This is a genomic window from Endozoicomonas sp. (assembly GCF_031844845.1).
GTDB lineage: Bacteria > Pseudomonadota > Gammaproteobacteria > Pseudomonadales > Endozoicomonadaceae > Endozoicomonas.
The window spans coordinates 1-24,899 of record NZ_JAVRMB020000234.1 but is presented as its reverse complement, the minus strand read 5'-3'; the positions used below and the strand labels follow the sequence as shown (position 1 = coordinate 24,899).

Here is a 24,899-nt window from a genome sequence, read left to right as displayed (position 1 = left end):
TCCGTAGTTGTGTTCCAGGTTGTATTCTTGTGTTTTCAGTGTGTTAAACGTTTCATTCTCAATTTTCCACTTGGCGCGTGCTCCTCGCATGATTTTTGTCACGTTTTCTATGGTTATTTTAATATCAGTAACCCAAGTGTTCCCTCACCAATACCTGCCAGCGGCCATCCACCCAAGCTTACAGACGGCTCAGTTCAGGATAAGTACCCATGCCAGCAATAACAAGGGATTACCTGAATGCATTAAGGGAAGCGAGGCTGCAATTTAAGAATCTACCACCGTCGTCCCCGCGAAGGCGGTGATCCACTGCGTGGTAGATTCCCGTCTTCGCGAGAATGACGGAGGGTTGGTACTTTCTACAATGCCACTCCCCTAAGATCCCTATACATCAGGCTTTGAACGACTTCAGGTAAAGTACCAGCACTTATCTGGAACTGAGCTCTTACAGACAGTGAGACGATTACTATGGAAATCGTTGGTAAGTGGGTTGGCAAGCATAACGATAAAGATATCTGGAAGTATTTTGGTCAGCATTTTCGATATCTGTTATTTGCACTGGAATTGCCATCATTCAACTATAAAATTTACACGACATATTTAACACGGGCATCGCGTGTTAAAGGAAAATAAATAACCCTGTACATTTTTGGGGTGTTAATTGAGGTCTTGCGGGGGCAAACCGGATATCGGGCTTTTTCGCTGGGGGATACGGTGGCTGATGGTGTGGAAATCGGGTTGTTTTATGCAGGCTTTCTGGTTTTTCAGCATCGACGAGCTAAGTAAAGTGAGGCGTAATAGCCTCACTTTTCAGTAGACTTTTCAGTAGACTTTTCAGTAGACTTTTCAGTAGACTTTTCAGTAGACTTTTCAGTAGATCAGTGGCGGAACATGCCTTCTGTAACGAACGGTCTGATTCGCTTCAACACTTCTTTAAAACAGCCGCTGTTGCCAGCAACAATCTGGTTGTTCTTCATGTAGGTGTGTCCACCTTTGAAGTCTCCTACCAGTCCGCCTGATTCCTGAATCATCAGAATTCCTGCCGCCATATCGTAATCCTGCAGGCCGATTTCCCAGAATGCATCCAGGCGGCCAGCGGCGACATAAGCCAGATCAAGAGCAGCAGAACCGGCACGGCGAATGCCTGCGGTATCGCCAATCATTGCTCGCATCATATTAAGGTAGCTGTCCAGGTGGTTGATGCCCGGGCTCATAAATGGGATGCCGGTGCCAATGAGGGCGCCTTCAAGGTTTCTGCGATTGCCAACACGAAGACGCTTGCTGTTCATAGTGGCACCATGGCCACGGCTGGCGCAGTACTCTTCTTCTTTGATAGGGTCCACGATAACGGCGTGCTCAAGGCGTCCACGGTATTGAACGGCAATAGAAACGGCGAAATGGGGTATACGATTAATGAAGTTGGTGGTGCCATCCAGGGGGTCGATAATCCAGAGGTAATCTTTGCCTTCGCCTTTGCCTTCACGGTGTCCGGTTTCTTCACCGTAAAAACCGTGGTCGGGATAGGTTTTGCTCAATGAGTCAATAATGATCTTCTCGGCAGCCTTGTCCACCTCGGTGACAAAATCGTTACGGCTTTTGAACTCGATGTTTACGTGATCGAGATCCTTGTAGGCGCGGGCAATAATATCGCCGGCCTGACGCGCTGCACGCAGCGCCATGTTAACCATCGGTTGCATAGGCTTGAATTACGTCTGAACTGTGAAAGATCGAATCGGGGGCGAGATTATACAGGATTCATTGATCCTTTTGTATCCCAAGCAGCCATGAGCAGAAAGTACCGCTCACCCGGAACCATGAAATTGCCCGCATCGTTAGAATGAGCAGCATTTCCATAAAAAATTTGGGGCAGATTTTGACAGGATGCCCCTTAACTTGCAATGGAGCGAGCACTCTGACTTGTCAGTAGTTTTACTGTTGTGACTAGAGGGTGGCATGGAGGGTGACATAAGGGGCTTGGAATCGGCGGTAATTTGAGTAAACTGGCGGGTTGTTACTACATACAGCCAGAGATTCCTGCGGTGCCCGACTTTTTATCCGAGACTTTATCTGAAAGTTTTTCCGAAAATATTTCCATAGTGCTGGTTAACCCTTCTCACCCCGGTAATATCGGGGCGGCAGCCCGGGCTATGAAAACCATGGGGTTGAGCCAGTTATGTCTGGTGGCACCTGATGACTTTCCATCGGGTACGGCGACTGCGCTGGCCTCCGGTGCTGATGATGTTCTGAAGAATGCCAGAATTTGTGAAACGCTGGATGAGGCTCTGGCTGATTGCCAGTTTGTGGTGGGTACCAGTGCCCGGGTAAGAGGCGTGTCTCTACCGTTGGTTGATCCTCGTACCTGCGCCCAACGTATTATCAATGAAGCGGCAGTGCAGAGAGTTGCCCTGATTTTTGGCCGTGAAGATAAAGGGTTAACCAATGAGCAGCTGCAACGTTGTCATCTTCAGGTTCATATTCCCACTAACGAAGATTTTAGTTCGTTGAATCTCGGTGCTGCGGTTCAGGTGATGAGTTATGAGTTAAGAATGACGCAGCTTATGAATAGTGATGCTTTGCAAATGCCTGTGCCTCGTAGTCATGAACTGGCGACCATGGATGATATGGAACGCTACTATGAGCATCTGCACCAGGTGCTGATGGAGATTGGTTTTCTGGATCACGGCAGTCATGAGAAGATTATGGCGAAACTGCGTCGTCTTTATGGTCGGGTTCGGCCAGATCGTGTTGAGTTGAGTATTTTGAGAGGGGTTTTATCAGAAACTCAGCGATGTCTGGCGTTAGACATGTCTGACATAAAGAGTGAGTAAACGACGGCTGCATCTTAAAGCAGTGATGGGGGCTTCTGTATATTGCTGGTCATGTATCGGAAGCTTTTAAGATGGAGGGATGTTTTGTGTTGCTGAATATTGATACTAAACTTCCCGTCGTCAGGAAAGGGTGATAACAGACAGGCGCAGACCATGTTTGAGCGATTAAAAGAAGATGTTAAAACCGTAATGGCCCGTGATCCGGCCGCCCGCAGCACTTTTGAGGTTATTACCAATTACCCCGGGCTCCATGCTCTATTGCTTCATCGGGTTTCTCACAAGCTGTGGAAGTCCGGCTTTCTCTGGGTGGGGCGAACGCTTTCAACATTTAACCGCTGGTTAACCGGCATAGAAATCCACCCGGGAGCAACCATTGGTCGTCGTTTTTTTATCGATCATGGTATGGGTGTTGTGATTGGTGAAACGGCAGTGATTCATGATGATGTAACGCTTTATCATGGCGTGACGCTGGGTGGGACTTCTCCGAATAAGGGGAAGGATCATCCCGCCAATCAGGGTAAACGGCATCCGACGTTGGCTAGTGGTGTTGTTGTCGGTGCAGGTGCCAAAGTGCTTGGCCCATTTGTGGTGGGCGAAGACGCCAGAATTGGGTCAAATGCTGTGGTGGTAAGGGAGGTTCCCCCTGGCGCTACTGTGGTGGGTATTCCCGGCAGGATTGTTAAAAAGGCTGAAGCCGTTGACAGTGAAGGTGAACGCCGTCATGCCAATGCTGAAAAAATGGCTGAAAAAATGGGCTTTGACGCCTATGCGGTTACTTCTGAAATGCCCGACCCGATAGCTCATGCGATTTCTGCCATGCTGGATCACCTCCATGAAGTGGATTCCCGCTTTGATACCTTATGCAAGGTTTTGAAGGACAATGGCCTTGAGTGCAAGGTGCGGCCATTGCCTGAATTGAAGAAAGAGGATTTTGAAGCGGTTAAGAAGGAAAGCCGCGAAGCAGTTACTGAGTGAAGAACGCGTTATATATGCTGGCTGCGCCCTGGCCCGTCATGGCATTAACGATAAACAGGGTTTCAATGAAATTGACGTGTCCGGACTCCGTTCGCACTGAGTGCTGAGTTTGTCGAAGTATCGAAGTGCTGTGGCACCATCCTTCGACTCCGCTCAGCCTCAACTGAGCACGTCAAAGCCAATGAAATGATGTACTAGTAAGGCCTGTGGCGCAAACCCCACTTGCAGCCTGGCACAGTGCAATATTTAATCACATCGTCAACATTTTTATATTTTCTTTCAGTAACAGTCTGGTCACTAATGTCAGCTATTGAGCCATCTTGCTGTTTTACAAGGGTCTTTAAATGCGTTCCATTCATGTCAATATTGATTGCTGTCCAAGGCTGGCGTAATACATTTTGTATATCGTTTTTAGGAATATAAATATAATTGAAATGTAAGAGTGCAGGAACATTAAAGAGGTATTCAGGGAAATTGTTTCCGCGGTTAATCTTATTTCCAAATGGTTCTGGAAGATCGCGAATGTTTTTGTTTTCTCTTGATAACTGGTGCTTGTAAAATTCACTCCATTTTTTGGCTTTTTCAAGCTCTTTTGAGCGTAGATCTTCTACTTCATGTGATTCTTTGCGTTTTATTAATGATTTTTTGGTTTCTAATTTTAAATCTATTGTTTTTATATTAATTTCATTCAGATCAATGCCCTGTTTTGCTCGTTGATAATCTTCGAGGTGAGGATAGTTTTTATATTTTTCAATAATCATTTTCTTCTTAACATTATCGCTCTTTAAATTTTCCATCTGTGTTTCAAGAGAGGAAATTTCCTTCTTAATACTCTGGCACTCTTTTTGGTACTGCTTATTAGCACTAAAAGTTGAAGTTGGTTTTTCTGTTAAATTAAGGGCTGTCTCTCCTATTAACTGGTAAGCAGTCACAAAAAACAGGTAGTATTGATTGTGAATTTCATACTGATTTTGTGCGTTGGGTCGACAGTCATAACCCCTGTTTTTTATGCCTCTTAAAACCAAATCCATGGGCTTTGCCTGAGGCGAAAGAACTGCGAAATACATACTTCTCTGCATCTCTTTCAGTTTGGCAAAATCTTCTTGCAGATCCTGTGTTGTCTTGTGTGTTTTCTGGTTATTGAACTGCTCCCTGTAGAGAGCAAACTTGTGTTTGAGTTCAGCACGAAGTTTTTCTTTCCGGTCCAAATTTGCCTCCCTGTTAAGCATAGGGCTATCAGGGATTTCAATTTTGTCAATTTCAGTATTTATTTTAACTAGAAACTCCTGGATTTTTTTTGGGATCTCACTCGCGGGTTGACCTTGTGGCCGAATTGGTTTTGTCAGCGTGTGTTTAACGGTAGGGCCTGGATTTTTTTTTGTAAAATTATAAGGCTGTGCAAAAGATCCTGTTGTATTTATATGAGACCGTTGAATAGGATCATTTTGCGGTTGATTGATTGGCAGTTTTCTCCGGCATGTTTCTGCGGGTATCGCATTAACTGGACTCATTCTGGAGCTGGCAGGAGATGTTTTATACCAGTTTAGGAAATTCTTTTTTATTGTTTCGTAGTTTGGAAGCTGCGCTCTGGTCAAGCTGATCGTGAATTTACCGTCACTGCTGGGTATGTGGTACATCTGCTCATCATATGATGTGATCGCTTTTATCTTGTCGTTAAAGAAAGCGCGGTCATCTTTGTTTTCTATAAGGGTTTTAAGGTATTGGCAGTGTTCTTTCGTGAGAGGAGCTTCAGATGTTGTACTTGAGAAGATGGCTCTTTTATTGTGGTGAGGATAGGTTGCACTTGCCTCCTCTGTATTGGTCTGGAGAGTGCATGAGTTAAAGGGGGCGTGGGATGGTTGTGCCGTGTTGGTAGTCGGGGTGTTTTGTTTTGATCGTTCCTTATAAGATTTGGATTGAGTAAAGGTTGATGGAGAATTGCTCCATGCCATTGTTTGACTTAATACTGGCGTGTTTTGAGGTGCTGAAATGTGATGAGTACCTGTCTCAAGCAGTGGCTGAAACATTCGAACTTTTGTTCGATTTTTTGTTCGATTCTGTCTGTCACTGGCATAACTTGTATCTTTTGTATTGTTAAAAGGCTTGTTGGTCAGGGGCTCCTGAGCGGTCTTATTCTGAATCCAGGTGTTATATTGTTTTTTTATAGTCTGGTATCCATTGAGAGGAGCTTGGATGGCTGAAAATGTAAATCCGCCATCCTTCTTGGGTTCAAAGCATCCTGATCCATACAGAGGTGTTAATGCTTTTATGTCATCGTTGAAGTAGGCTTTTGACTCGATGAAATAAGTGTGGAGGATCTTTAGTTGCGCTTCGCTGAGTTCTGTATTGGGTGTTGGTTGAGGCCGGTATGATTTCTGACCTGAAACTCTTTGAAAATCTTGTACGGGTGCTCTTGTCCGGGTGAGTAAGTAGGGTTCGGAAAAGGTTGATGCAGTAGCCACTGTTCTGCTTTGTGAACATTGAAAATGGGCTTGCAACATACCGTAAGTGTTTTGCGCAATAGAGATATTGTTAAGATTGGTTGTTTGTACCTGGATTCTGCCGTCAATTATGCAGACAACCTTTTTTGAGCGTGTAAATAATTCCTCGTTAACAGTCATATAGGGTTTGCGGTTACTCTGATCTATTTGGTAGTGTCCTGAGCTCAAATATCCGCGGATTTGGTTATAAGTGGTGGTTGACATAGTCATTTGGTTTCAATCCTTTGGTTTCAATCCTTTGGTTTCCAGATTTTTATTGTTTATTGATCAATATTCGTCTTCGAGATGATCGTTTTGACCGGTTTTATCCATAAACGTTCCCGGATTAACACTTTGGTTAGTTATATTGACAACGATGAAGTGCGGCGCTGTTGAAGATAAAAGTGGAATCCCTGGTTTAGGAGCTTCAGATGAGGGTTTGACCACAAAAATGGGGCAATTTAGCTTGTCTGAGAAGGTTTCCACTAATAACGTAAACAGCGCCATGAAGTGCGGTTGCTGATGGGACGGCTTGATTCTGTTTGCAGGGAAAGTGTTTTTGAAAGTTCGCTTTATTTTCTATAAAATGCCGAGAATTTATATTAAATCGCTTTTTAAAATCTTTTGATATTTTCACTCAGTTTCATTATCTGCTCGAGTTCTATCTCTAATAGTTGACTATTTTACTAAGGTATTTCATAATTTAGCCCAGATACCTTGAGTTCGGGCAGGTTTTGGCTGCCGGGAGAGTCGCAGTCTGGAGTTTTGGGCTTAAAGTGCCTGGGGACTTACAAGAGTGATATCTCTGCCTTAATAGCAAGAGGGATGCTTTATGAGATTGACGACCAAAGGACGTTATGCGGTGACTGCCATGCTGGACCTGGCGCTTCATACCAATCAGGGGCCGGTTTGTCTCGCAGATATATCGGATCGTCAGGGAATCTCTCTCTCTTACCTTGAACAGCTGTTTTCCAGGCTTCGTCGTGGAGATCTGGTTTGCAGTGTGCGGGGCCCCGGGGGAGGGTATCGGCTAAGCCGTGGTACCGAAATGATTTATGTAGCTCAGGTGATTGATGCAGTCAATGAATCCGTGGACGCGACCAAGTGCCGGGGTTCCGGTGGCTGCCAGAAAGGCGTAACCTGCCTTACCCATCACTTGTGGCAGGATCTGAGTGAGCAGATTCATTCGTTCCTTGGAGGGATCAGCCTGGCTGATCTTGTTGCACGCAGGGAAGTGCAAAATGTTGCCATTCGTCAGGATGAGCAGCAGGATAACAAAATTGCCGCTGACACCATTCTATGAGGACTTTTTTAGGCTGTTTTAAAGAAGCGTTTGGTGTGAAAGCATGATAATTTTAACCCTTTGCGAATCAAGGGCGTTGAGCGTACTGACCGCCTGGAGATGTACCAGATGAAATTACCTATTTATCTCGATTATTCCGCAACAACACCGGTTGACCCGAGAGTGGCTGAAAAAATGATTCAATGCCTCTCTCCTGAAGGTAATTTCGGTAACCCTGCTTCGCGCTCTCATGTTTTCGGCTGGCGTGCTGAAGAGGCTGTTGAAGACGCCCGTCGTCAAGTTGCCGATCTTATTCATGCGGATCCCAGAGAGATTGTCTGGACTTCTGGTGCCACAGAGTCGGATAACCTGGCCATTAAAGGTGTCGCCCGTTTTTACAGTAAAAAGGGCAAGCACATTGTCACTTCCCGAATTGAGCATAAGGCTGTATTGGACACTTGTCGTCAGCTTGAGAGAGAAGGTTACGAGGTTACCTATCTGGACCCTGACAGCGAAGGGCTGATTACCCCTGAGATGGTGGAAAAGGCCCTGCGTGATGACACCATTCTGGTTAGCCTGATGCACGTCAATAATGAAATTGGCGTTATCAACGATATTGCAGCGATTGGTGAGCTGACCCGCGCCCGTAAGATTATTTTTCATGTGGACGCGGCCCAGAGTACCGGTAAGATTCCACTGGATATGGAAGCCATGAAGGTCGACCTGCTTTCCATCTCAGCTCACAAAATCTATGGGCCTAAGGGTATGGGTGCCCTCTATGTGCGCCGTAAGCCTCGTGTGCGTCTTGAAGCTCAGATGCACGGGGGTGGTCATGAGCGTGGTATGCGCTCCGGTACTCTGCCGACACACCAGATTGTTGGTATAGGTGAGGCTTGTCGTATCGCTGCTGCCGAGATGGATTCTGAAAGAGCTCGTCTGACAACGTTGAAAAATCGAGTGCTTTCTCAGCTTTCCGATCTGGAAGAGGTTCATGTTAATGGCTCTCTTGAGCAGCGTGTACCGGGAATTCTGAATATCAGTTTTGCGTTTGTTGAAGGTGAGTCTCTGATTATGGCGCTGAAAGATATTGCCGTATCTTCCGGCTCCGCCTGCACTTCAGCCAGTCTTGAGCCTTCTTATGTGTTGAGAGCATTGGGTTTGAGTGATGAACTGGCGCACAGTTCCCTGAGAATCAGTCTTGGCCGTTTCACCACTGAAGAAGAGGTGGATCACGCCGTTGAACAGATCCGCTCTGCGGTAGTTAAGCTTCGTGAGCTGTCTCCGCTCTGGGATATGTTTAAGGATGGCGTCGATTTAAGCCAGGTTGAGTGGGTTGCGCACTGACAGGCTCAGGGTTAACAAACATTTAGGGCAGGGCACTTAAGTGAACTGTCCCGGAGGATAGGAAAATGGCATACAGCGAAAAGGTTATCGATCACTACGAACATCCCCGCAACGTGGGTAAACTCGACCAGGATTCCCAGAATGTAGGCACAGGTATGGTGGGTGCTCCGGCGTGCGGTGATGTTATGCGTCTGCAGATTCAGGTTAATGATGAGGGCGTGATTGAAGATGCCCGTTTTAAAACCTATGGCTGTGGTTCTGCAATTGCTTCCAGCTCTCTGGCAACGGAGTGGATGAAAGGCAAGACTCTGGACGAAGCAGCAACCATCAAAAATACCGATATTGTTGAAGAGCTGTCTCTGCCTCCGGTAAAAATTCATTGTTCTGTTTTGGCGGAAGATGCTATCAAGGCAGCTATTGACGATTACCGGTCAAAACAGTCCTGAACAGGTATATAAAAAAGCCCTGAAGTTAAGCAGAACAGACTTAAAGCCGGGGAAATCAATCGTTTTCCCGGAAGTGGATGGAGTATTTAATGGCAATTACCATAACCGAAGCGGCTGCTCGACATATCGAAGGCCAGCTGAACCGACGAGGTAAAGGGCTGGGTATTCGGTTAGGCGTGCGTACGTCCGGTTGCTCTGGTATGGCCTACGTCCTGGAATTTGTGGATGTGGTTGATGAGGGTGATCAGGTTTTTGCAGATCACGAGGTTAAAGTGTTTGTTGATCCTAAAAGTCTGGTTTATCTCGATGGTACAGAGCTGGATTTTGTCAAAGAAGGGCTCAACGAAGGGTTGCAGTTTAATAACCCAAATGCTGCCAGTGAGTGTGGTTGCGGTGAAAGCTTTAATATTGATGCTTGACAGCCGCTGTCCGTTGCCCGTTGCCCGTTTCCCGAAAAAGATAAGTTTGGCTTTTTCGGGTAGTGGGCAACGGGCAGCGGTTTTTTGGTTCGACTGGTTGAAACTGGTCGGGCCTTATTTGTTTCTAAACCACTGATTTGGGATTTGATGGCGTTGTGGTTGACCTAACCAAGAACTATTTTGAACTTTTTGAATTGCCTGTTTCCTGTCAGGTTGATCAGCAGCGGCTTGCCAGTCAGTATCGGGCGTTGCAGAGGGCGGTTCACCCGGATCGGTTTGCCGGGGATAGTGAACGTCAGCAGCGGCTTTCAGTGCAGTATGCATCCTGGGTTAACGAGGCGTTTAATATCCTGAAACAGCCATTGAACAGGGCTATTTATCTTTTAAAACTTGCTGGCCGCGATGTTGATATGGAACGCAGTACCATTATGGATCCACAGTTTTTGATGGAGCAAATGGCGTTGCGTGAAGCTGTTTCTGACATTAAATCCCAGTCAGATCCTGAAAAGGAGCTTGAGCGTCTGGTTGATCGGGTTGATCGCGATTTTGATGGGTGTTTTCTGCAGTTTGAAGCGTGCTGGTTATCCGGTAGTGATCAGGAGCTGGATCAGGCAGAAACCGTTGTAAGAAAGATGCAGTTCATGGTAAAGCTGTCGGCTGAACTGGAACAGCTGAAATCCGAGTTATTGGACGGCTAGTTAGGAAGAGAAGAGGCAGATATGGCGTTACTGCAGATTTCCGAGCCGGGACAGGCTCCCGAACCTCATGAAAATAAACGGGCGGTAGGTATTGACCTGGGGACAACCAACTCCCTGGTGGCTACGGTTCGTTCCGGTGTTGCTGAGACACTTCCCGATAGAGATGGACATCATATACTGCCTTCTGTGGTTCATTATGGCGAGCAGGGTGTTGAGGTTGGTGTTGCTGCAAAGGCCTCATCTCTGATTGACCCGGAAAATACCATTGTTTCCGTTAAGCGGATGATGGGGCGCGGCCTTGAAGATGTTGATGCCCTTGGTGGTGTGCTGCCCTATCAGTTTGTTACTGGTTCTCAGGGCGAAGGGATGCCCTTTATCAAAACCCGCCGTGGGGATGTCAGCCCGGTAGAGGTGTCTGCTGAGATTCTTCGTTCGCTGGTGGGTCGTGCAGAAGAAACCCTCGATGGGGCACTGGATGGTGCTGTTATCACTGTGCCGGCCTACTTTGATGATGCACAGAGACAGGCAACAAAAGATGCAGCGAAACTGGCCGGCCTGAAAGTTTATCGATTGCTGAATGAGCCCACTGCTGCAGCGGTTGCTTATGGTCTGGATCAGGGTGGGGAAGGTGTTATAGCGGTTTATGACCTCGGTGGAGGAACTTTCGATATTTCCATTCTACGCCTTGAAAAAGGTGTTTTCGAAGTGATGGCCACCGGTGGTGATACAGCGCTGGGTGGTGATGACTTCGACCGTGTGCTGGCTCGCTGGATGCTTCGTCAGGCAGGCGTGGATGAATCCACCATTAACACACTCCAGTTACGTGAAGCGATGGTTGAAGCCTGTCGGGTAAAGGAAGCGTTAAGTAGTCACTCAGAAGTTGATGCCAGTTTTGGTGAGTGGACAGGAACGCTTACCCGTAATCGGTTTGATGAGATGGTTGATCCATTGATTGATCGTACTGTTCGTGCCTTCAAACGGGCGCTCAGGGATGCGGGGCTTAAAACCAGCGATATCGATGAAGTGGTGATGGTGGGTGGCTCAACCCGCGTGCCGAGAGTTCGTCAGCGGGTTGAGACCTTCTCAGGGCATCCACCTTTGACCACCATTGACCCGGATAAAGTGGTCGCTGTTGGCGCCGCCCTTCAGGCCAATGTTCTGGCAGGTAATAAGTCTGCAGAAGATATGTTGCTGCTGGATGTTATTCCTCTCTCCCTTGGGCTGGAGACCATGGGTGGGTTGATGGAAAAGGTAATTCATCGTAATACCACTATTCCAGTCAGCCGCGCCCAGGAGTTTACAACCTACAAGGATGGCCAGACAGCGATGGCTATTCATGTGTTTCAGGGTGAGCGGGAGTTGATCCGGGATAACCGCTCTCTTGCCCGTTTTGAGCTGCGGGGGATTCCTCCCATGCCAGCCGGTGGGGCCAAGATTCGTGTGACCTTTCAGGTGGATGCGGATGGCCTTCTCGGTGTTGCCGCGGAAGAATTGTCTACCGGCGTTAAAAGCAGCATTCAGGTGAAACCTTCTTATGGTCTCAGTGATACTGAAATTTCCCGGATGTTGACGGACTCTTTTGAGCACGCCGGTGATGATAAAGATTTGCGTGCCCTGCGTGAACAGCAGGTAGAGGCGGATCGTGTGATTGAGGCGCTCACCGTTGCGCTGGAAAAGGATGGCAGATATCTGTTGAGTGACGGTGAATATACTACTTTATTGGCAGACCTTGAGTCGTTAAAGCAGTGTCGTCAGGCTGGTGATGGGAAGTCGATAGCCAGTGAAATTGAACATATTGGTCAGTCCAGTGAGGAATTTGCTGCCCGTCGAATGAACCAGGGGATTCGTCAGGCGCTTTCCGGACTGAAAGTAGATGATTTGGAGAAGTTCTGATTATGACTCGTATTGTTTTCCTGCCTCATGAAGAATTGTGTCCGGAGGGGGCTGTTATTGATGTAGAACCCGGTGTGACGGTCTGTGACGCGGCTTTGAATAATGGTGTTGAGATTGAACATGCCTGTGAGAAATCCTGTGCCTGTACTACCTGTCATGTCATTGTCCGGGAAGGTTACGACAGTTTGGCAGAAGCCGATGAGCTCGAAGATGACCTGCTGGATAAGGCCTGGGGACTGGAGCCGGAGTCCCGGTTAAGTTGTCAGGCGGTTGTGGGTGATAAAGATCTGGTGGTGGAAATTCCCAGGTACACGATTAATCAGGTTTCAGAGCGTCATTAATTAATGGCTGTCATTCAAGATCAGGAGAGGGCAATAGTATGAGTTTAAAGTGGGCAGATATTTATGATGTGGCCATTGAACTCTACGAGGCGCATCCGGAGGTTGATCCCACATTTGTCAATTTTGTGGATTTGAGAAGCTGGGTGCTGGCGCTGGACGATTTTGATGATGAGCCTGATCGTTGTGGTGAGAAAATCCTGGAGGCCATTCAGATGGCCTGGATTGAGGAGTCAGAAAGTTAATATGAGGTTGCATTCGGTGGATTGAAGTCATTCCGCCGGATAGGTTGTTACTGCGGTGGTGTTGGTAGCTGTCCTTAAATAACCTGGCTCTTCTCCAATTAGGACTCAGTTCGGGCTGAGTTCGTTGAAGGGGTGGTGTACCTGGGCTTTGACGAGCTCATTTTGAATGTTGTATATAACTTTAGTGTGTTCGGGGTTTTCTTCTGGTCTGGATGTTGAAAGGAAAGGTTCGGTTTCACTGGGCATTTCGTCATTTTCGGGTTGTAAGTCTGGTTCTATGCATAGCCCCAGAATGTTTCTCCAGCCCCGTTCATGGAAACTCCCTCCTTCAGTATCGTTATCTATCGGGCAGTGATGAAAATTTGAGGAATCCGAAAGTATACTATTCAGTTTTGTAAGCTGGTCATTATTGCGGGCAAACACATGCTGCAGGTGTGTTCTTGTATTTTCTGTATTTATGGGCAGTGTTAGAAAATTCAGGCTTCTATTCCTCATGGGGGTTAATTCAGGTGCGTTTTCCGTTTGAAGATCCATTTGGCGGAAATTGATTTTATCCAGAGTATCTGATGGATTGATATCATTCTCAGCAAGAATGCTTTCCATTAGTTCTCTGGTTTGTTTGGCATTGACCGTGCGTTCAATTTCGCAAATTACTCCAGGCATTAGTAAGCTTAAGCCTGCTAGTATTGGATAACCATAGGGCAAGAAAATTGTGGATGTTATGATGCCTGCTGCAGTCGCTGCCGTCGCTGCTGCAGTCACTGCTGCGATAGCGAAAGCGCGGTAAGTTGATTTCCCTGCAACCAGATAAGCATCAGCAACGGTTGTTAACTTTGCCTTCCTTTCCCCGATAGAAATACTGTTGATTTCGTTGGATGCTCCCGTTCTTAGATCGCTGCCATCAAATAGATACCCTCTGGGGATTTTCAGGGTTAATGTATTTCCCAGGACGGTTGTTGTTTCAACCTTTTTGTGTGGCATTAGGTGATGCGTGAGAGGCTTTGTTTTGGCGTAAGTGTTCAGCAGTTGTTGTTGGTTATCTGTTTGTTTGTACTGAAGGGGGGGCTGACCGACAGAGTGCATAAATAGTCTCCTTATACTGATTTTTTTATAGACAGTTTTTTCGTTAAAGAGTTTCATTGGGGCGTAAGTACGTTACAGAATCGTACGTTTTTAATACATAGTAATCCCGTACACGAGGATGAAAATCTTACTATCAGGAAGAGCCATCTGCGATAGATTTTTGTCGCGCTGCTTTCAATTCTGTAGTGAGAAGTTAGACCATCGTTTTCTAATTTGCTCTCCTATACTGTGAAAATTCGTCAGTAGAAACACTCTGCCTTTTTCGTGTTTGGTGAAAATATGAATTCTGATCGTTCTCCTAAACCGGGTCATGTATTTGCCCTGCGGGTTGATCCTGATGATGAGTCATCAGCGGCTCCACCGGCATTGTCAACGGTTCATGTTTACGGTGAAAACCGGATCTGCATTACCGATAACCGTGGGTTTTCTACGCCCCGGGGGCGTAACCCGGAAGAGCTGGTGCTGGATGCCTCCGAGGGTTTTATTCCCCTATGGGAAGAAGGGGTCAATCTCCGCTGGCGTTTTAATGAGCATGCACTGAGTTTTTTTCAGCACCCGAACTCGGTGAAACGCACTGTCAGGAAGCTACTTTCGGAGGCTTTGCTGGGCTGGGGAGAGGCTGCGCCCGTTAAGTTCAGTGAGCGCTCGGATACCTGGGATTTTGAAATTGTGGTTAACCACGCCGATGACTGCAGTGAAAATGGCTGTGTGCTGGCCCGGGCTTTTTTTCCGGATTCCGGCCGACATCATCTGGAGCTTTATCCGGTGCTGTTTTCCATGAGCCGAAAAGAGCAGGTCAGTACGTTGATTCATGAAACTGGCCACATCTTTGGTTTGCGCCACTTCTTTGCGCAAATCAGCGAAACCGCCTGGCCCAGTGAGATCTTTGGTACCCATAACCCCTTCACCATTATGAATTATGGCGATAAATCTCAGTTGACCCAGGACGATGTTTCAGATTTGAAAAAACTCTATGAGGTGGTCTGGAGTGGTCGACTGACTGAGGTTAATGGCACGCCCATTGTTCTGGTGACACCTTACCATCATATGGGTCGTTATCACGAATCCTGGGAAGGGAGAGCTGCAGCCAGGATTTCTGCCCCCCGGAGGTTATAATTCCGAGAGACTCGGGTGCTGAAAGGCTCGATTAGCAAAGGGCGGAACTTTGTTATTGTTGTTATCTTGAGCCAGCGATAGTGTTTCAGTTTGTGCCTGCTGGTAAAGTCCTGATTAGCTCTTAAACGCTGTTTTTTGTTATCTTGGGGTATAAGGAACTGACTCTATTGTATACAATGCTGCCAGAACTCCAGCTAAGGACAGTTGCGAGAGTCGTACGTTTTTAATAAGTAATAATAATCCCGTAAGGGCACGATAATGACAATCTGGAGATCGTAATGGCGGTAGAGCGCACTTTATCCATTATAAAACCTGATGCAGTAGCCAAGAGTGTCATCGGTAAAATCCTTGTTCGATTTGAGCAGGCAGGGTTGAGTATTGTTGCCACCAAAATGCTTCATCTTTCTGGAGATCAGGCGGGTGGTTTTTATGCTGAGCATAAAGATCGTCCATTTTACCGTGATCTGGTCTCATTTATGACGTCAGGCCCGGTGGTTGTCTCTGTCCTTGAAGGGGATAATGCGGTAGCACTGCACCGGGAACTGATGGGGGCAACTAACCCCAAAGATGCAGCAGCAGGTACTGTGCGTGCCGATTTTGCTGAAACTATCGATGAAAATGCAGTCCACGGCTCCGATTCAACGGTGTCTGCGGAACGTGAAGTCGCCTATTTCTTCGAAGATCCGGAGATTTGCCCCAGGACGCGCTGACTGAAACAGGCTGTCACTCATTCGTGTGATGGCCCGGCAGTGTACGGGGCTGTGCGTATATATGTATATTGAGCCATCAGGAGGGAAGCCTTCTGATGGCTTTGAGGTATTAAGATGTCAGAATTGATCGAGCCATCTATCGATCAGGCCAGCGAACTTGCTGGCGAGCAATCAGGTGAGCAGGAAAAAGTCAACCTGTTAGGTCTCTCCCGTGCAAAAATGGAGGCCTTCTTTCTCAGTATTGGCGAGAAAAAGTTTCGTGCTGAACAGGTTCTGAAGTGGGTTCATCATCATCGTGTCGATAATTTCGATGATATGAGTAATGTCAGCAAGTCCCTCAGAGAGCGGCTCAAGGCCATTGCCGAGATTCGTGGGCCAGAGGTGGTCAGTAGCCATTTTTCTGAAGACGGTACCTGCAAGTGGGTAGTGCGTGTTGCCAGCGGAAGCTGCGTTGAAACGGTCTATATTCCCGATAATGGTCGTGGAACCCTGTGCGTTTCCTCTCAGGCAGGCTGCTCATTAGACTGCAGTTTTTGTTCTACCGGCAAGCAGGGGTTTAACTCTGACCTGACCGTTGCGGAAATTATCGGTCAGGTGTGGGTGGCTGCCCGATATTTTGGTAATGTGCCCGCCAAAATGGATCGCTCCATTACCAATGTGGTGATGATGGGTATGGGCGAACCATTAATGAACTTTGACAACGTCGTTGATGCCATGGATCTGATGATGGACGACCTTGGCTATGGGCTTTCAAAACGACGGGTGACGTTGAGTACTTCTGGCGTTGTTCCTGCTTTGAAGAAACTGAGTGGAGTATCGAATGTCTCATTGGCCGTCTCCCTCCATGCGGCTAATAATGAACTGAGAAATCAGCTGGTTCCCATCAACCGGAAGTATCCGCTGGATCAATTGCTGGAGGCTATTCATCATTACATGAACAGTTTGACGGACAGCAAGCGGGTGGTTACGATCGAATATACGCTGCTGGCTGGTATTAATGACCAGCCTGAACATGCTGAACAGTTGATTGCTTTGCTGAAAGACATGCCTTGTAAGTTAAACCTGATTCCTTTCAATCCATTTCCTCATTCGGGATATGAAAGGCCCAGTAATAATGCAGTGAGACGTTTTCAGGAAAGTTTGCAGCTGGCTGGTTTTAATGTCACCGTAAGAAAAACCAGAGGTGGTGATATTGCTGCCGCCTGTGGTCAGCTGGTTGGCGATGTGATGGACAAAACCCGTCGCAGTGAGCGCTACATAGCAGCCAGGCAGATCTAGGAGCCTGCTGGATCGAGACTGACCTGTTTTGTTGCGATAAATGGGTATGAAAATTTATCGAACCGAAGTTTCAAGTCCGACAAATACCTGAATTTATTTGAAGCACGTTTTATGTGGGGATGAGCATGGGGGGCAGAACGAAATCCATTGCATTACTGTTTTCTGTATCACTGGTACTGACTGGCTGTGTCACCACTGATGGTCAGCCTTTCAATGAAAACAGGGCAGTGGTGGATTATATGAACCTTTCCGTGGGGTATCTGGAAGCCGGTTATACGGCGAGAGCCGTTAAGCCCCTTGAGCGGGCTTTGGAAATCGAGCCCGATTCAGCCAGTGTACATGGTCTGTTGGGTGTTGTTTTTCAACGGCAAGGTGAAGATCGACTGGCAGAACAGTCATTTAACAGGGCGCTTGCCATTGATTCTGATGCCTCTGACATCCGTAATAATTTCGGCGCGTTTCTGTTATCCAGAAACCGTCTGGAAGAGGCTTATCGCCAGTTTGAACTGGCCTCTCAAGATGTTTCTTATGCCCGACGCAATCGCATCTTTGAAAATATGGGGAGAGTGGCTTTGCGGCTGGATAAGCCTTCACTGGCTGCTGAGAATTTCACCCGGGCTCTCCGCTTGAACAGCAATCTGCCAAGAGCGAATCTTGAGCTTGCTGCCATCTATAAAGATGAAGGTGACCTCCATAAGGCGTGGCAGTATTATCAGGCTTTTGATGTGGCCTCTGGACAGAACGCCCGTAGCCTGCTTTTGGGCATTGATCTGGCAACGGCAAATGGTGCTCAAAGCAAAGTGGCCAGTTATGCAATGCAGTTGGAAAGACTTTATCCCGGCTCTGCGGAGCTGAAGCAATATCGGAGTCGATTGGGGTATGAGTGATCAAGATATTCACTTGGAAGAATCCGGTCAGTCTGTTTCACCGGGTACCATACTGGCTGAGGCGCGAAACGCTCAGGGACTCTCCGTTGCGGAAGTTGCAGAGAGCCTGAAAATTACTGACACTTATGTTCGAGCCATTGAGGAAAGTACGTTTGATGTACTGCCCCAGTCGGCTTTTGTGCGTGGCTATATCCGCAACTATGCCAGGCTGGTTGGTCTTAGTGGAGAACAGCTGGTTAAAGAATTTGACCGTTATATTGGTCGTGATGGTGTTGATACTCCCCGTTTGAAGGGCACCCGAAAAGTGAACCCGCTGCGTGCGCACAGCGCCCCTTCACCGGTTCATGCACTGGCTCTGGTGCTGGTGGTTTCCCTTGGCGGTCTGAGCTATTACCTCTGGAATTATTGGTTGGATGCTGAGCCTGTTGCAGAGTTTGCGATGGTTGAAGAGGTTTCTGAATCTCCTGAGATAATTAACAGTAATGTTCAGGTGGCGCCGGTAGAGGTGGAAAAAACGGCTGAGGAATTCACTTCCACTACTGTCTCTGAAACAGTAGAGCCAGAACCAGCTGAAGAAGAGCCCGGGCAGATGGTAGAAGAGCCTGAGTTTCCACCAATCAATATTGAGAATACAGAAATCGTTGATGCCACAGCAGAAGATGCCGCGAAGATCATGGCTAAACTGGGCAAAGAACTCGTCATTGATTTCTCTGGTGATTGTTGGGTAGAGATCAAAGACGCTACCGGAGAAATTCTGGTTTCAACGGTGCAGAAAGCTGGAACCTCTATTAATCTGGATGTTTTCCCTCCTGTCAGTGTCCGTTTTGGCAATACCGCCGGTGTAGAGACTATCCTTTTGGATGGTAAACCGGTCTCAAAGCCGAATACCAGAACCCGGGTTGCCAGTGTTCTGTTGACTGGCAATGGTCAGGGATGAGTAAGCGCTCTTGATTTTACCCTTTCTGTGAATATATCCCTTATCCCATGGATCCTTTTTGATGAATGGGCTGTGGGATTGTCACAGAAAGGCGTTAACGGTTATAGTTGCCTGCTTTTGATTGCGAACCGCCATCTCTTCTATCCCGGACGAGCCGGGTGATGTTATGTGGTGTATATAGGTAGAGGGCATTAGAACTTGGGCAAACAGCTTCAAGCCATCCGTGGGATGAACGATATTCTTCCCGAACAGACGCCAGTCTGGCAGTACCTTGAGCAGCAGGTACGCTCAGTTCTGACCTCTTATGGTTATCAGGAGATACGGGTTCCTGTTGTTGAAAGCTCTGCACTGTTCAGCCGGGGCATTGGCACTGGTACTGATATTGTAGAGAAAGAGATGTACACCTTTGAAGATCGCAACGGTGACAAGCTCTCGCTTCGCCCGGAGGCTACTGCCGGGGTTGTTCGTGCCGGTATTCAGCAGGGTTTGTTTTACAATCAGATTCAGCGCCTCTGGACCTCTGGTCCAATGTTCCGCTATGAGCGGCCGCAAAAAGGTCGTTATCGCCAGTTTCATCAAATCAGTGTTGAAGCCTATGGTATGACGGGGTCTGATATTGATGCGGAGCTGATTCTGATGACCGCCAGATTCTGGCAGAAACTTGGTCTGTCAGAGCATGTGACACTGGAGCTGAATACTCTTGGGACACTTGAAGCACGTACCCGTTATCGTGAAGCCCTTGTTGCTTACCTCAAGGATTATGAAGCAGAGCTGGATGAGGACAGTCGACGTCGCCTGACCATTAATCCCCTGCGAATTCTTGATAGCAAGGATCATAAAACCCGGGAAATTATTGCTGATGCACCGGAGTTATTTGATTACCTGGATGAAGAGTCCAAAATCCACTTTGACCAGCTTAAGCAGATTCTTGATGAGGCAGGTATCGCCTACCGGGTGAACCCAAGACTGGTACGAGGTCTTGATTACTACGGAAGAACCGTTTTTGAATGGGTGACAGAGAGTCTGGGATCCCAGGGAACGGTGTGTGCCGGCGGTCGCTATGATGCCCTGGTTGAGATGCTGGGTGGCAAGCCCGCACCGGCCGTTGGTTTTGCCATGGGCATTGAGCGTCTGGTGTTGATGCTGGAAACACTTCAGCTGATACCGGAAAACGTTTCTAATCGTGTTGATCTCGCGGTAGTCGCTGTTGGTGATGGTGTCGGTCATAGAGTTTTGCCGGTTATAGAGCGTCTGCGTGATGCACTGCCAGACCTTAAGATTCTGATGAATTGCGGTGGCGGTGGTTTTAAGGCACAAATGAAGCGTGCGGATCGCAGTGGTGCTGCCTATGCTCTTATTCTTGGTGAAGATGAGCTGAAAGCAGGTGTGGTGACTGTCAAACCTCTGAGAACAGGTACTGAACAGCAGCAGATGCCAATAACCGAAGTCGCCGGATATTTGCAGAAAATATTATAGAATGCCGGTTTTCAGAAAGTCGCTTATTGGTTGAATAAGCACTCTGATAACGGTTTTCAGGAAAGAAGTCAGGAGTGAAGGGTGAGTTACCAATCTGATGAAGAGCAGGTGGAACTGCTTAAAAATCTATGGAAAGACTATGGTCAGCCTGCGGTGCTGGGTATTGCAATTACCCTGGCTGCAGTTTCCGGATACAAATACTGGCAGAAGATGCAGCATCAGACTATCGCTGAGGCTTCTTCGCTTTATCAGAATTTGCTGGATACATTGTCGGTTGAACAGCAGAACCAGTTTTCTGTTCCTCCGCTGTCGGAAGAGCAAAAAGCGACAGTCAATCATGTAGTTTCCTCGCTGAAAAACGATTATGCGGATAGCCAGTATGCTGCCTATGCAACGCTCTTTCTGGCTCAGCAGCAGGTTCAGGATAATCAACTGAGTGCTGCCCGTGCTTCTCTTGAGTGGGTTCTGGCGCAGAAACCAGTACCGGAAATCCAGACTACGGCCAGCGTACGCCTCGCCCGGGTGTTGTTGAGCGAGTCTTCCGGGAATGGTCAGCAGGTACTTGATATGCTGACAACACTGAATGCGGGCAAGTCTTATGAGGCTACCGTGGAGTCAGCAAAAGGGGATGCTTACCTTGCTTTGGGTGATCGAAAGCAGGCAGAAATGGCCTACCGGAAAGCAGTGGATTCAGCGCAGGAAAACGGTCTGAACCGTCCATTGCTGCAGCTTAAATTGGACGATCTGGCATCGCTTCCGCCTGCTGGTGATGAAAAGCGCGATGAAACACAGCCACCTCAGGAGGGGTAACGTAATGGAGAGGTTATTCAGGGGCTCTTTAATTCTTCTGCTGATGCTGGGGCTCTCTGCCTGCAGTCTTTTTTCATCGGATGACGAGGAGGTGAGAACGCCTAAGCCTCTCCAGACGATTGCTGAAGAAAAGGTTGAGCTGGTCAAGGTCTGGTCCAGAGGTGTCGGCAAAGGTGTGGGCAATCGTTTTGAAAGCCTGAAGCCTGCGATGGATGGCGATAAAGTCTTTGTCTCCGGTTCACAAGGTACGGTATTGGCCCTGGCGCGTGATACTGGCAAAGAACTCTGGAAGCGAAAGCTTGATACCCGGGTGGGTGGTGGTGTCAGTGCCAATGCCGGCATGGTGCTACTGGGTACACTGGATGGTGAAGTGATTGTCCTGAGTCAGGAAACCGGTGATGAGCTGTGGCGAGCCCGGGTGAGCAGTGAGATTCTCAGTGCTCCGGTGACCGACGGACTCTATGTTGCTGTTCAGAGTATTGATGACCGTCTGACTGTGCTTGATGCTGAATCGGGTAAGTATCTGTGGCGGCAAGAGGCACTTCAACCTGCTCTGACCTTGAGAGGATCTGCTTCGCCATTGATGTTCCGTGAGGCTGTTTTTACCGGTTTTTCCAGTGGTGAGGCCAAGGCTTTCCGTCTCGAAAATGGGGCACCCCTCTGGAGTTCGCGGGTAGCTGCACCAAAAGGCAGTACTGAGCTTGAGCGAATGGTTGATATTAAAGGCGCGCCACTGATTGTGGGTGACACGATTTTCTTTGTCAGCTTTCAGGGTAATGTTGCCGGACTGGATCTTTATACCGGCCGTGTCCGCTGGTCAAAAGAGTTGTCCAGTTATGAAGCCATGACGGAAGGTTTTGGTTCTGTTTATCTGAGCAGTGAAGACAGCTATGTCAGCTCTATTGATCAGAGAACCGGGGCATCTAACTGGCGTCAGGAAGATTTTGAGTTTCGTCAGCTGTCTGCACCGATTGCTTTCAGCAGCTATGTGGTAGTGGGTGATGGAGAGGGTTATCTCCATTTGCTGTCACAGGTTGATGGTAGTCAGGCAGGCCGTTTTAAAGCGGATTCTTCTGCCATTAAGGCGCAACCTCTTGTGGATGGTGAACTGATTCTGGTGTTGTCGGCTGATGGTGAACTGGTTGCTTTGAAGGAAAAAGCTTCTGAGTAAATGGCGAACAGCTGTTCACTCATTTCATTGTTTCAGAAAGCTGTCGGGCTGAACTCTTAATCGGGTTCAGCCCGTTTTCAATTTCGGTTTTACTGATTTTCATGCAGTAACCGGCGCATTAAGGGAAGTGGCAAGCCAGAATATACCGTTCTTTGCCACGGAGGCACGGAGACACAGAGAAAAGAACAGCTTTTAAAAGCTCTTCTCCGTGCCTTTGTGTCTCCGTGGCGAAAATAAGCGGGTATCTTTTAAAGTGCAGCTTCCCTAACTGCGCATTTTGTAATTTGTGGTAAATCTTATGGTACCTGTAATTGCCCTGGTGGGCAGACCCAATGTGGGTAAGTCCACGCTGTTCAACCAACTGACTCGCTCCCGGGATGCTTTGGTTGCCAATGTGGCCGGATTAACCCGTGACCGAAAATACGGTGAGGGCAAGGTTGGCTCACACCCATACATTGTCGTTGATACCGGTGGTATTTCCGGGGATGAAGAGGGGATTGACTCAGCGATGGCTGAGCAGTCTCTGCTGGCCATTTCAGAAGCGGATGTCGTGCTGTTTCTGGTGGATGCCCGTGCTGGTTTGACCGCTGCCGATGAAATGATTTCCTTGCATCTTCGCAAGCAGGGGAAGAAATATCACCTGGTGCTGAATAAGGTTGACCGGATTGATGCTGAGCAGGCTGAAACTGACTTTGCTTCTCTGGGCATTGCTGGTGCTTATCATATTGCCGCCGTTCACGGTCGTGGCGTCAGTAGCATGATTGATGACGTTCTGCTGGCGTGTACCGATGGTGAGTCGGATGAGTCGGATGAGGCTTCGGTCAAGCCCCGGGGAATCAAGATTGGTATTGTGGGCAGGCCGAACGTTGGTAAGTCGACACTGGTCAACCGTATGCTGGGTGAAGATCGTGTGGTGGTCTACGACGAGGCGGGAACGACTCGTGACAGTGTTTATATCCCTTATGAGCGATTTGGTCAGGATTACACGCTGATTGATACTGCCGGCGTTCGTCGACGTGGCAAAGTCTCTGAAACCGTCGAAAAATTCTCGGTGATCAAGGCGCTGCAGGCCATTGAAGATGCCAATGTGGTGGTTCTGGTTCTGGATGCCCGTGAAGGTATTGTTGAGCAGGATCTTCATCTTCTGGGTTTTGTGCTGGATGCTGGCCGTGCCGTAGTCCTTGCACTGAACAAGTGGGATGGCATGGAGGAAGAACAAAAAACCAACGTTAAGATAGAGTTGAAGCGTCGTCTTGGCTTTATTAACTACGCCCGAATCCACATGATTTCGGCTAAACATGGTACGGGTGTCGGTAACCTCTACGATTCCATTGAAGAGGCTTACAAGGCAGCCACCAATAAATTGTCAACCAACCGCCTGACCCGAATTCTTGAGGATGCTGTCAAAGAGCACCAGCCGCCCATGGTCAATAACCACAGGGTTAAGCTGCGCTACTGTCATGCGGGGGGGATGAATCCGCCGACGATTATTATTCATGGTAATCAGACCGAGCGGGTTCCCGCCGCTTATCGTCGTTATCTGGAAAATACCTTCCGCAAAGTGCTGAAAATTATGGGTACTCCCATCCGGATAGAATTCCGTTCCGGTGATAACCCTTATGCTGACAGTAAGGAAGTAGACGAGCGGCAGGCCCATCGTAAGCGCCGGGTTGAAAAGACAGCTCAGTTCGCTAAAGAGAAGCGTAAAAAACGCTCCTGAATGTCGGGAAATTAATTGATGAAAAACAATCTGTTCGAGAATATTCCTGAGAAGCTGCCTGAAGAGTTATTTGAAACACTTCTGGCGTCTGGAGATATTAAAATCGAGCGGATTGTTTCCCATGGTCATACCACTACGGAAGGGGAGTGGTATGACCAGTCTCTGGATGAGTGGGTTCTTCTTTTGAGTGGCTCGGCAGTACTTGAGTTTGACGGGGGTAAGGAGTCAGTCTCCCTTAAACCCGGCGACTATATTTTACTACCTGCTGGCCTCAGGCATCGGGTAGCCAGAACTGAGTCAGGCGCAGACAGCGTCTGGCTGGCTATTCACTTTAATCACAGTGCTTAGGGTAGTGGTATTGTAGAAAGTACCAGTCCTCTGTCATTCCCGCGAAGGAGCCTGTCGCAAAAGGTAGATTAAGCTTTGAACCACAAAGACACAAAGGCACAAAGAAAAGAAGGGTCTGGTTTGTTCCATGGGTAGCCTGAGAACAACCAAAAAAACTTTGTGTCTTTGTGCCTTTGTGGTTCCCTTCTTTTAGGGCTTTTGCGACAGCCTCGCAGGCGGGGAAATGATGACGCCGACGGTATAAATCGGCTTTTAAGATCTTTTGCGACAACCTCGCCTAGTACTTCGTCTTTCCATACTTGATATATAGTAATGGTCATTTCGCTGATTTATTTGACTGATTAATTAGTCAGCCACAAAAAAACTGATCATTCCTGATTTCAACAAAAAAAAGGCTATTTTTCTTCGCAAACATGTT

24 protein-coding genes are annotated in these 24,899 nt (G+C 47.8%); 20 read left to right on the top strand and 4 right to left on the bottom strand.

The window, feature by feature from the left end; all coding sequences use genetic code 11:
* Nucleotides 1-875: 875 nt before the first annotated feature.
* Nucleotides 876-1,694 (bottom strand): inositol monophosphatase family protein, encoded by an 819-nt coding sequence (locus RM811_RS12435; protein ID WP_402524659.1) that lies wholly within the window; start codon nucleotides 1,692-1,694, stop codon nucleotides 876-878.
* 294 nt (nucleotides 1,695-1,988) lie between these two features.
* Here RM811_RS12435 and trmJ point away from each other — a divergent pair, with 294 nt between their 5' ends.
* Entirely contained in the window at nucleotides 1,989-2,825 is an 837-nt protein-coding gene (gene trmJ, locus RM811_RS12430) for a tRNA (cytosine(32)/uridine(32)-2'-O)-methyltransferase TrmJ (protein WP_402524657.1), read from the top strand.
* 153 nt (nucleotides 2,826-2,978) lie between these two features.
* Nucleotides 2,979-3,800 carry a serine O-acetyltransferase gene (gene cysE, locus RM811_RS12425; protein WP_402524655.1) on the top strand — a complete coding sequence of 274 codons (822 nt, stop codon included), beginning with the start codon at nucleotides 2,979-2,981 and terminating at the stop codon, nucleotides 3,798-3,800.
* A 194-nt stretch (nucleotides 3,801-3,994) separates the two neighbouring features.
* Here the strand turns inward: cysE and RM811_RS12420 are convergent, their stop codons facing one another.
* Both RM811_RS12420 and RM811_RS12415 read right to left on the bottom strand, forming a co-directional pair.
* Nucleotides 3,995-6,511 (bottom strand): hypothetical protein, encoded by a 2,517-nt coding sequence (locus RM811_RS12420; RefSeq protein WP_402524653.1) that lies wholly within the window; start codon nucleotides 6,509-6,511, stop codon nucleotides 3,995-3,997.
* A 57-nt stretch (nucleotides 6,512-6,568) separates the two neighbouring features.
* Nucleotides 6,569-6,787 carry a hypothetical protein gene (locus RM811_RS12415; RefSeq protein ID WP_402524651.1) on the bottom strand — a complete coding sequence of 73 codons (219 nt, stop codon included), beginning with the start codon at nucleotides 6,785-6,787 and terminating at the stop codon, nucleotides 6,569-6,571.
* Between the two features lie 325 nt (nucleotides 6,788-7,112).
* On the opposite strand from RM811_RS12415, the gene iscR reads away from it, so the two are divergent.
* From iscR to iscX, 8 genes are all read left to right on the top strand, one after another.
* Nucleotides 7,113-7,583, top strand: a complete 471-nt coding sequence (gene iscR, locus RM811_RS12410; protein ID WP_402524649.1) for a Fe-S cluster assembly transcriptional regulator IscR — start codon at nucleotides 7,113-7,115, stop codon at nucleotides 7,581-7,583.
* 108 nt (nucleotides 7,584-7,691) lie between these two features.
* Complete coding sequence (locus tag RM811_RS12405) at nucleotides 7,692-8,906, top strand: IscS subfamily cysteine desulfurase (RefSeq protein ID WP_402524646.1); 1,215 nt, start codon at nucleotides 7,692-7,694, stop codon at nucleotides 8,904-8,906.
* A gap of 65 nt (nucleotides 8,907-8,971) precedes the next feature.
* Nucleotides 8,972-9,352 carry a Fe-S cluster assembly scaffold IscU gene (gene iscU / locus RM811_RS12400; RefSeq protein WP_402524644.1) on the top strand — a complete coding sequence of 127 codons (381 nt, stop codon included), beginning with the start codon at nucleotides 8,972-8,974 and terminating at the stop codon, nucleotides 9,350-9,352.
* A gap of 89 nt (nucleotides 9,353-9,441) precedes the next feature.
* Nucleotides 9,442-9,771, top strand: a complete 330-nt coding sequence (gene iscA / locus RM811_RS12395; protein ID WP_402524642.1) for an iron-sulfur cluster assembly protein IscA — start codon at nucleotides 9,442-9,444, stop codon at nucleotides 9,769-9,771.
* A gap of 155 nt (nucleotides 9,772-9,926) precedes the next feature.
* Entirely contained in the window at nucleotides 9,927-10,469 is a 543-nt protein-coding gene (gene hscB, locus RM811_RS12390; protein ID WP_402524640.1) for a Fe-S protein assembly co-chaperone HscB, read from the top strand.
* 21 nt (nucleotides 10,470-10,490) lie between these two features.
* Nucleotides 10,491-12,362 (top strand): Fe-S protein assembly chaperone HscA, encoded by a 1,872-nt coding sequence (gene hscA / locus RM811_RS12385; RefSeq protein ID WP_402524639.1) that lies wholly within the window; start codon nucleotides 10,491-10,493, stop codon nucleotides 12,360-12,362.
* Nucleotides 12,363-12,364: 2 nt separating this feature from the next.
* The gene (gene fdx / locus RM811_RS12380; RefSeq protein WP_402524637.1) at nucleotides 12,365-12,703 is read left to right on the top strand and encodes an ISC system 2Fe-2S type ferredoxin; all 339 of its coding nucleotides are present in this window, start codon (nucleotides 12,365-12,367) and stop codon (nucleotides 12,701-12,703) included.
* A gap of 38 nt (nucleotides 12,704-12,741) precedes the next feature.
* A complete protein-coding gene (iscX, locus tag RM811_RS12375; RefSeq protein ID WP_402524635.1) occupies nucleotides 12,742-12,945 on the top strand; it encodes a Fe-S cluster assembly protein IscX in 204 nt (67 codons plus the stop codon).
* 105 nt (nucleotides 12,946-13,050) lie between these two features.
* Here the strand turns inward: iscX and RM811_RS12370 are convergent, their stop codons facing one another.
* On the bottom strand, nucleotides 13,051-14,085 hold the full coding sequence (locus RM811_RS12370) for a hypothetical protein (protein ID WP_402524633.1): 1,035 nt from the start codon (nucleotides 14,083-14,085) through the stop codon (nucleotides 13,051-13,053).
* Nucleotides 14,086-14,307: 222 nt separating this feature from the next.
* Here RM811_RS12370 and RM811_RS12365 point away from each other — a divergent pair, with 222 nt between their 5' ends.
* From RM811_RS12365 to RM811_RS12320, 10 genes are all read left to right on the top strand, one after another.
* Nucleotides 14,308-15,144: a matrixin family metalloprotease gene (locus RM811_RS12365; protein WP_402524631.1), complete on the top strand. Its 837-nt coding sequence runs from the start codon at nucleotides 14,308-14,310 to the stop codon at nucleotides 15,142-15,144.
* Nucleotides 15,145-15,422: 278 nt separating this feature from the next.
* Nucleotides 15,423-15,854 (top strand): nucleoside-diphosphate kinase, encoded by a 432-nt coding sequence (ndk, locus tag RM811_RS12360; RefSeq protein ID WP_402524629.1) that lies wholly within the window; start codon nucleotides 15,423-15,425, stop codon nucleotides 15,852-15,854.
* 114 nt (nucleotides 15,855-15,968) lie between these two features.
* Nucleotides 15,969-17,132: a 23S rRNA (adenine(2503)-C(2))-methyltransferase RlmN gene (rlmN, locus tag RM811_RS12355; protein WP_402524626.1), complete on the top strand. Its 1,164-nt coding sequence runs from the start codon at nucleotides 15,969-15,971 to the stop codon at nucleotides 17,130-17,132.
* Nucleotides 17,133-17,257: 125 nt separating this feature from the next.
* Entirely contained in the window at nucleotides 17,258-18,019 is a 762-nt protein-coding gene (gene pilW, locus RM811_RS12350) for a type IV pilus biogenesis/stability protein PilW (RefSeq protein ID WP_402524624.1), read from the top strand.
* Nucleotides 18,012-18,956, top strand: a complete 945-nt coding sequence (locus tag RM811_RS12345) for a helix-turn-helix domain-containing protein (RefSeq protein WP_402524621.1) — start codon at nucleotides 18,012-18,014, stop codon at nucleotides 18,954-18,956. Before pilW ends, RM811_RS12345 begins: the two co-directional genes overlap by 8 nt.
* Before the next feature lie 198 nt (nucleotides 18,957-19,154).
* Entirely contained in the window at nucleotides 19,155-20,432 is a 1,278-nt protein-coding gene (hisS, locus tag RM811_RS12340) for a histidine--tRNA ligase (protein ID WP_402524619.1), read from the top strand.
* An 81-nt stretch (nucleotides 20,433-20,513) separates the two neighbouring features.
* Nucleotides 20,514-21,242, top strand: coding sequence for a YfgM family protein (locus tag RM811_RS12335; protein ID WP_402524617.1), 729 nt, complete (start codon nucleotides 20,514-20,516; stop codon nucleotides 21,240-21,242).
* A gap of 4 nt (nucleotides 21,243-21,246) precedes the next feature.
* The gene (gene bamB, locus RM811_RS12330; protein ID WP_402524615.1) at nucleotides 21,247-22,413 is read left to right on the top strand and encodes an outer membrane protein assembly factor BamB; all 1,167 of its coding nucleotides are present in this window, start codon (nucleotides 21,247-21,249) and stop codon (nucleotides 22,411-22,413) included.
* A gap of 298 nt (nucleotides 22,414-22,711) precedes the next feature.
* Nucleotides 22,712-24,133, top strand: coding sequence for a ribosome biogenesis GTPase Der (der, locus tag RM811_RS12325; RefSeq protein WP_402524612.1), 1,422 nt, complete (start codon nucleotides 22,712-22,714; stop codon nucleotides 24,131-24,133).
* An 18-nt stretch (nucleotides 24,134-24,151) separates the two neighbouring features.
* Entirely contained in the window at nucleotides 24,152-24,481 is a 330-nt protein-coding gene (locus RM811_RS12320) for a cupin domain-containing protein (protein ID WP_402524609.1), read from the top strand.
* The last annotated feature ends 418 nt before the right edge of the window (nucleotides 24,482-24,899 follow it).

Excerpts from the sequence above, each read along its gene's own strand:
- RM811_RS12435 (WP_402524659.1), bottom strand. The coding sequence starts at position 1,694 with ATGCAACCGATGGTTAACATGGCGCTGCGTGCAGCGCGTCAGGCCGGC.
- cysE (WP_402524655.1), top strand. The coding sequence starts at position 2,979 with ATGTTTGAGCGATTAAAAGAAGATGTTAAAACCGTAATGGCCCGTGAT.
- RM811_RS12420 (WP_402524653.1), bottom strand. The coding sequence starts at position 6,511 with ATGACTATGTCAACCACCACTTATAACCAAATCCGCGGATATTTGAGC.
- RM811_RS12415 (WP_402524651.1), bottom strand. The coding sequence starts at position 6,787 with ATGGCGCTGTTTACGTTATTAGTGGAAACCTTCTCAGACAAGCTAAAT.
- iscR (WP_402524649.1), top strand. The coding sequence starts at position 7,113 with ATGAGATTGACGACCAAAGGACGTTATGCGGTGACTGCCATGCTGGAC.
- RM811_RS12405 (WP_402524646.1), top strand. The coding sequence starts at position 7,692 with ATGAAATTACCTATTTATCTCGATTATTCCGCAACAACACCGGTTGAC.
- iscU (WP_402524644.1), top strand. The coding sequence starts at position 8,972 with ATGGCATACAGCGAAAAGGTTATCGATCACTACGAACATCCCCGCAAC.
- iscA (WP_402524642.1), top strand. The coding sequence starts at position 9,442 with ATGGCAATTACCATAACCGAAGCGGCTGCTCGACATATCGAAGGCCAG.
- hscA (WP_402524639.1), top strand. The coding sequence starts at position 10,491 with ATGGCGTTACTGCAGATTTCCGAGCCGGGACAGGCTCCCGAACCTCAT.
- fdx (WP_402524637.1), top strand. The coding sequence starts at position 12,365 with ATGACTCGTATTGTTTTCCTGCCTCATGAAGAATTGTGTCCGGAGGGG.
- iscX (WP_402524635.1), top strand. The coding sequence starts at position 12,742 with ATGAGTTTAAAGTGGGCAGATATTTATGATGTGGCCATTGAACTCTAC.
- RM811_RS12370 (WP_402524633.1), bottom strand. The coding sequence starts at position 14,085 with ATGAAACTCTTTAACGAAAAAACTGTCTATAAAAAAATCAGTATAAGG.
- RM811_RS12365 (WP_402524631.1), top strand. The coding sequence starts at position 14,308 with ATGAATTCTGATCGTTCTCCTAAACCGGGTCATGTATTTGCCCTGCGG.
- ndk (WP_402524629.1), top strand. The coding sequence starts at position 15,423 with ATGGCGGTAGAGCGCACTTTATCCATTATAAAACCTGATGCAGTAGCC.
- rlmN (WP_402524626.1), top strand. The coding sequence starts at position 15,969 with ATGTCAGAATTGATCGAGCCATCTATCGATCAGGCCAGCGAACTTGCT.
- pilW (WP_402524624.1), top strand. The coding sequence starts at position 17,258 with ATGGGGGGCAGAACGAAATCCATTGCATTACTGTTTTCTGTATCACTG.
- RM811_RS12345 (WP_402524621.1), top strand. The coding sequence starts at position 18,012 with ATGAGTGATCAAGATATTCACTTGGAAGAATCCGGTCAGTCTGTTTCA.
- bamB (WP_402524615.1), top strand. The coding sequence starts at position 21,247 with ATGGAGAGGTTATTCAGGGGCTCTTTAATTCTTCTGCTGATGCTGGGG.
- der (WP_402524612.1), top strand. The coding sequence starts at position 22,712 with ATGGTACCTGTAATTGCCCTGGTGGGCAGACCCAATGTGGGTAAGTCC.
- RM811_RS12320 (WP_402524609.1), top strand. The coding sequence starts at position 24,152 with ATGAAAAACAATCTGTTCGAGAATATTCCTGAGAAGCTGCCTGAAGAG.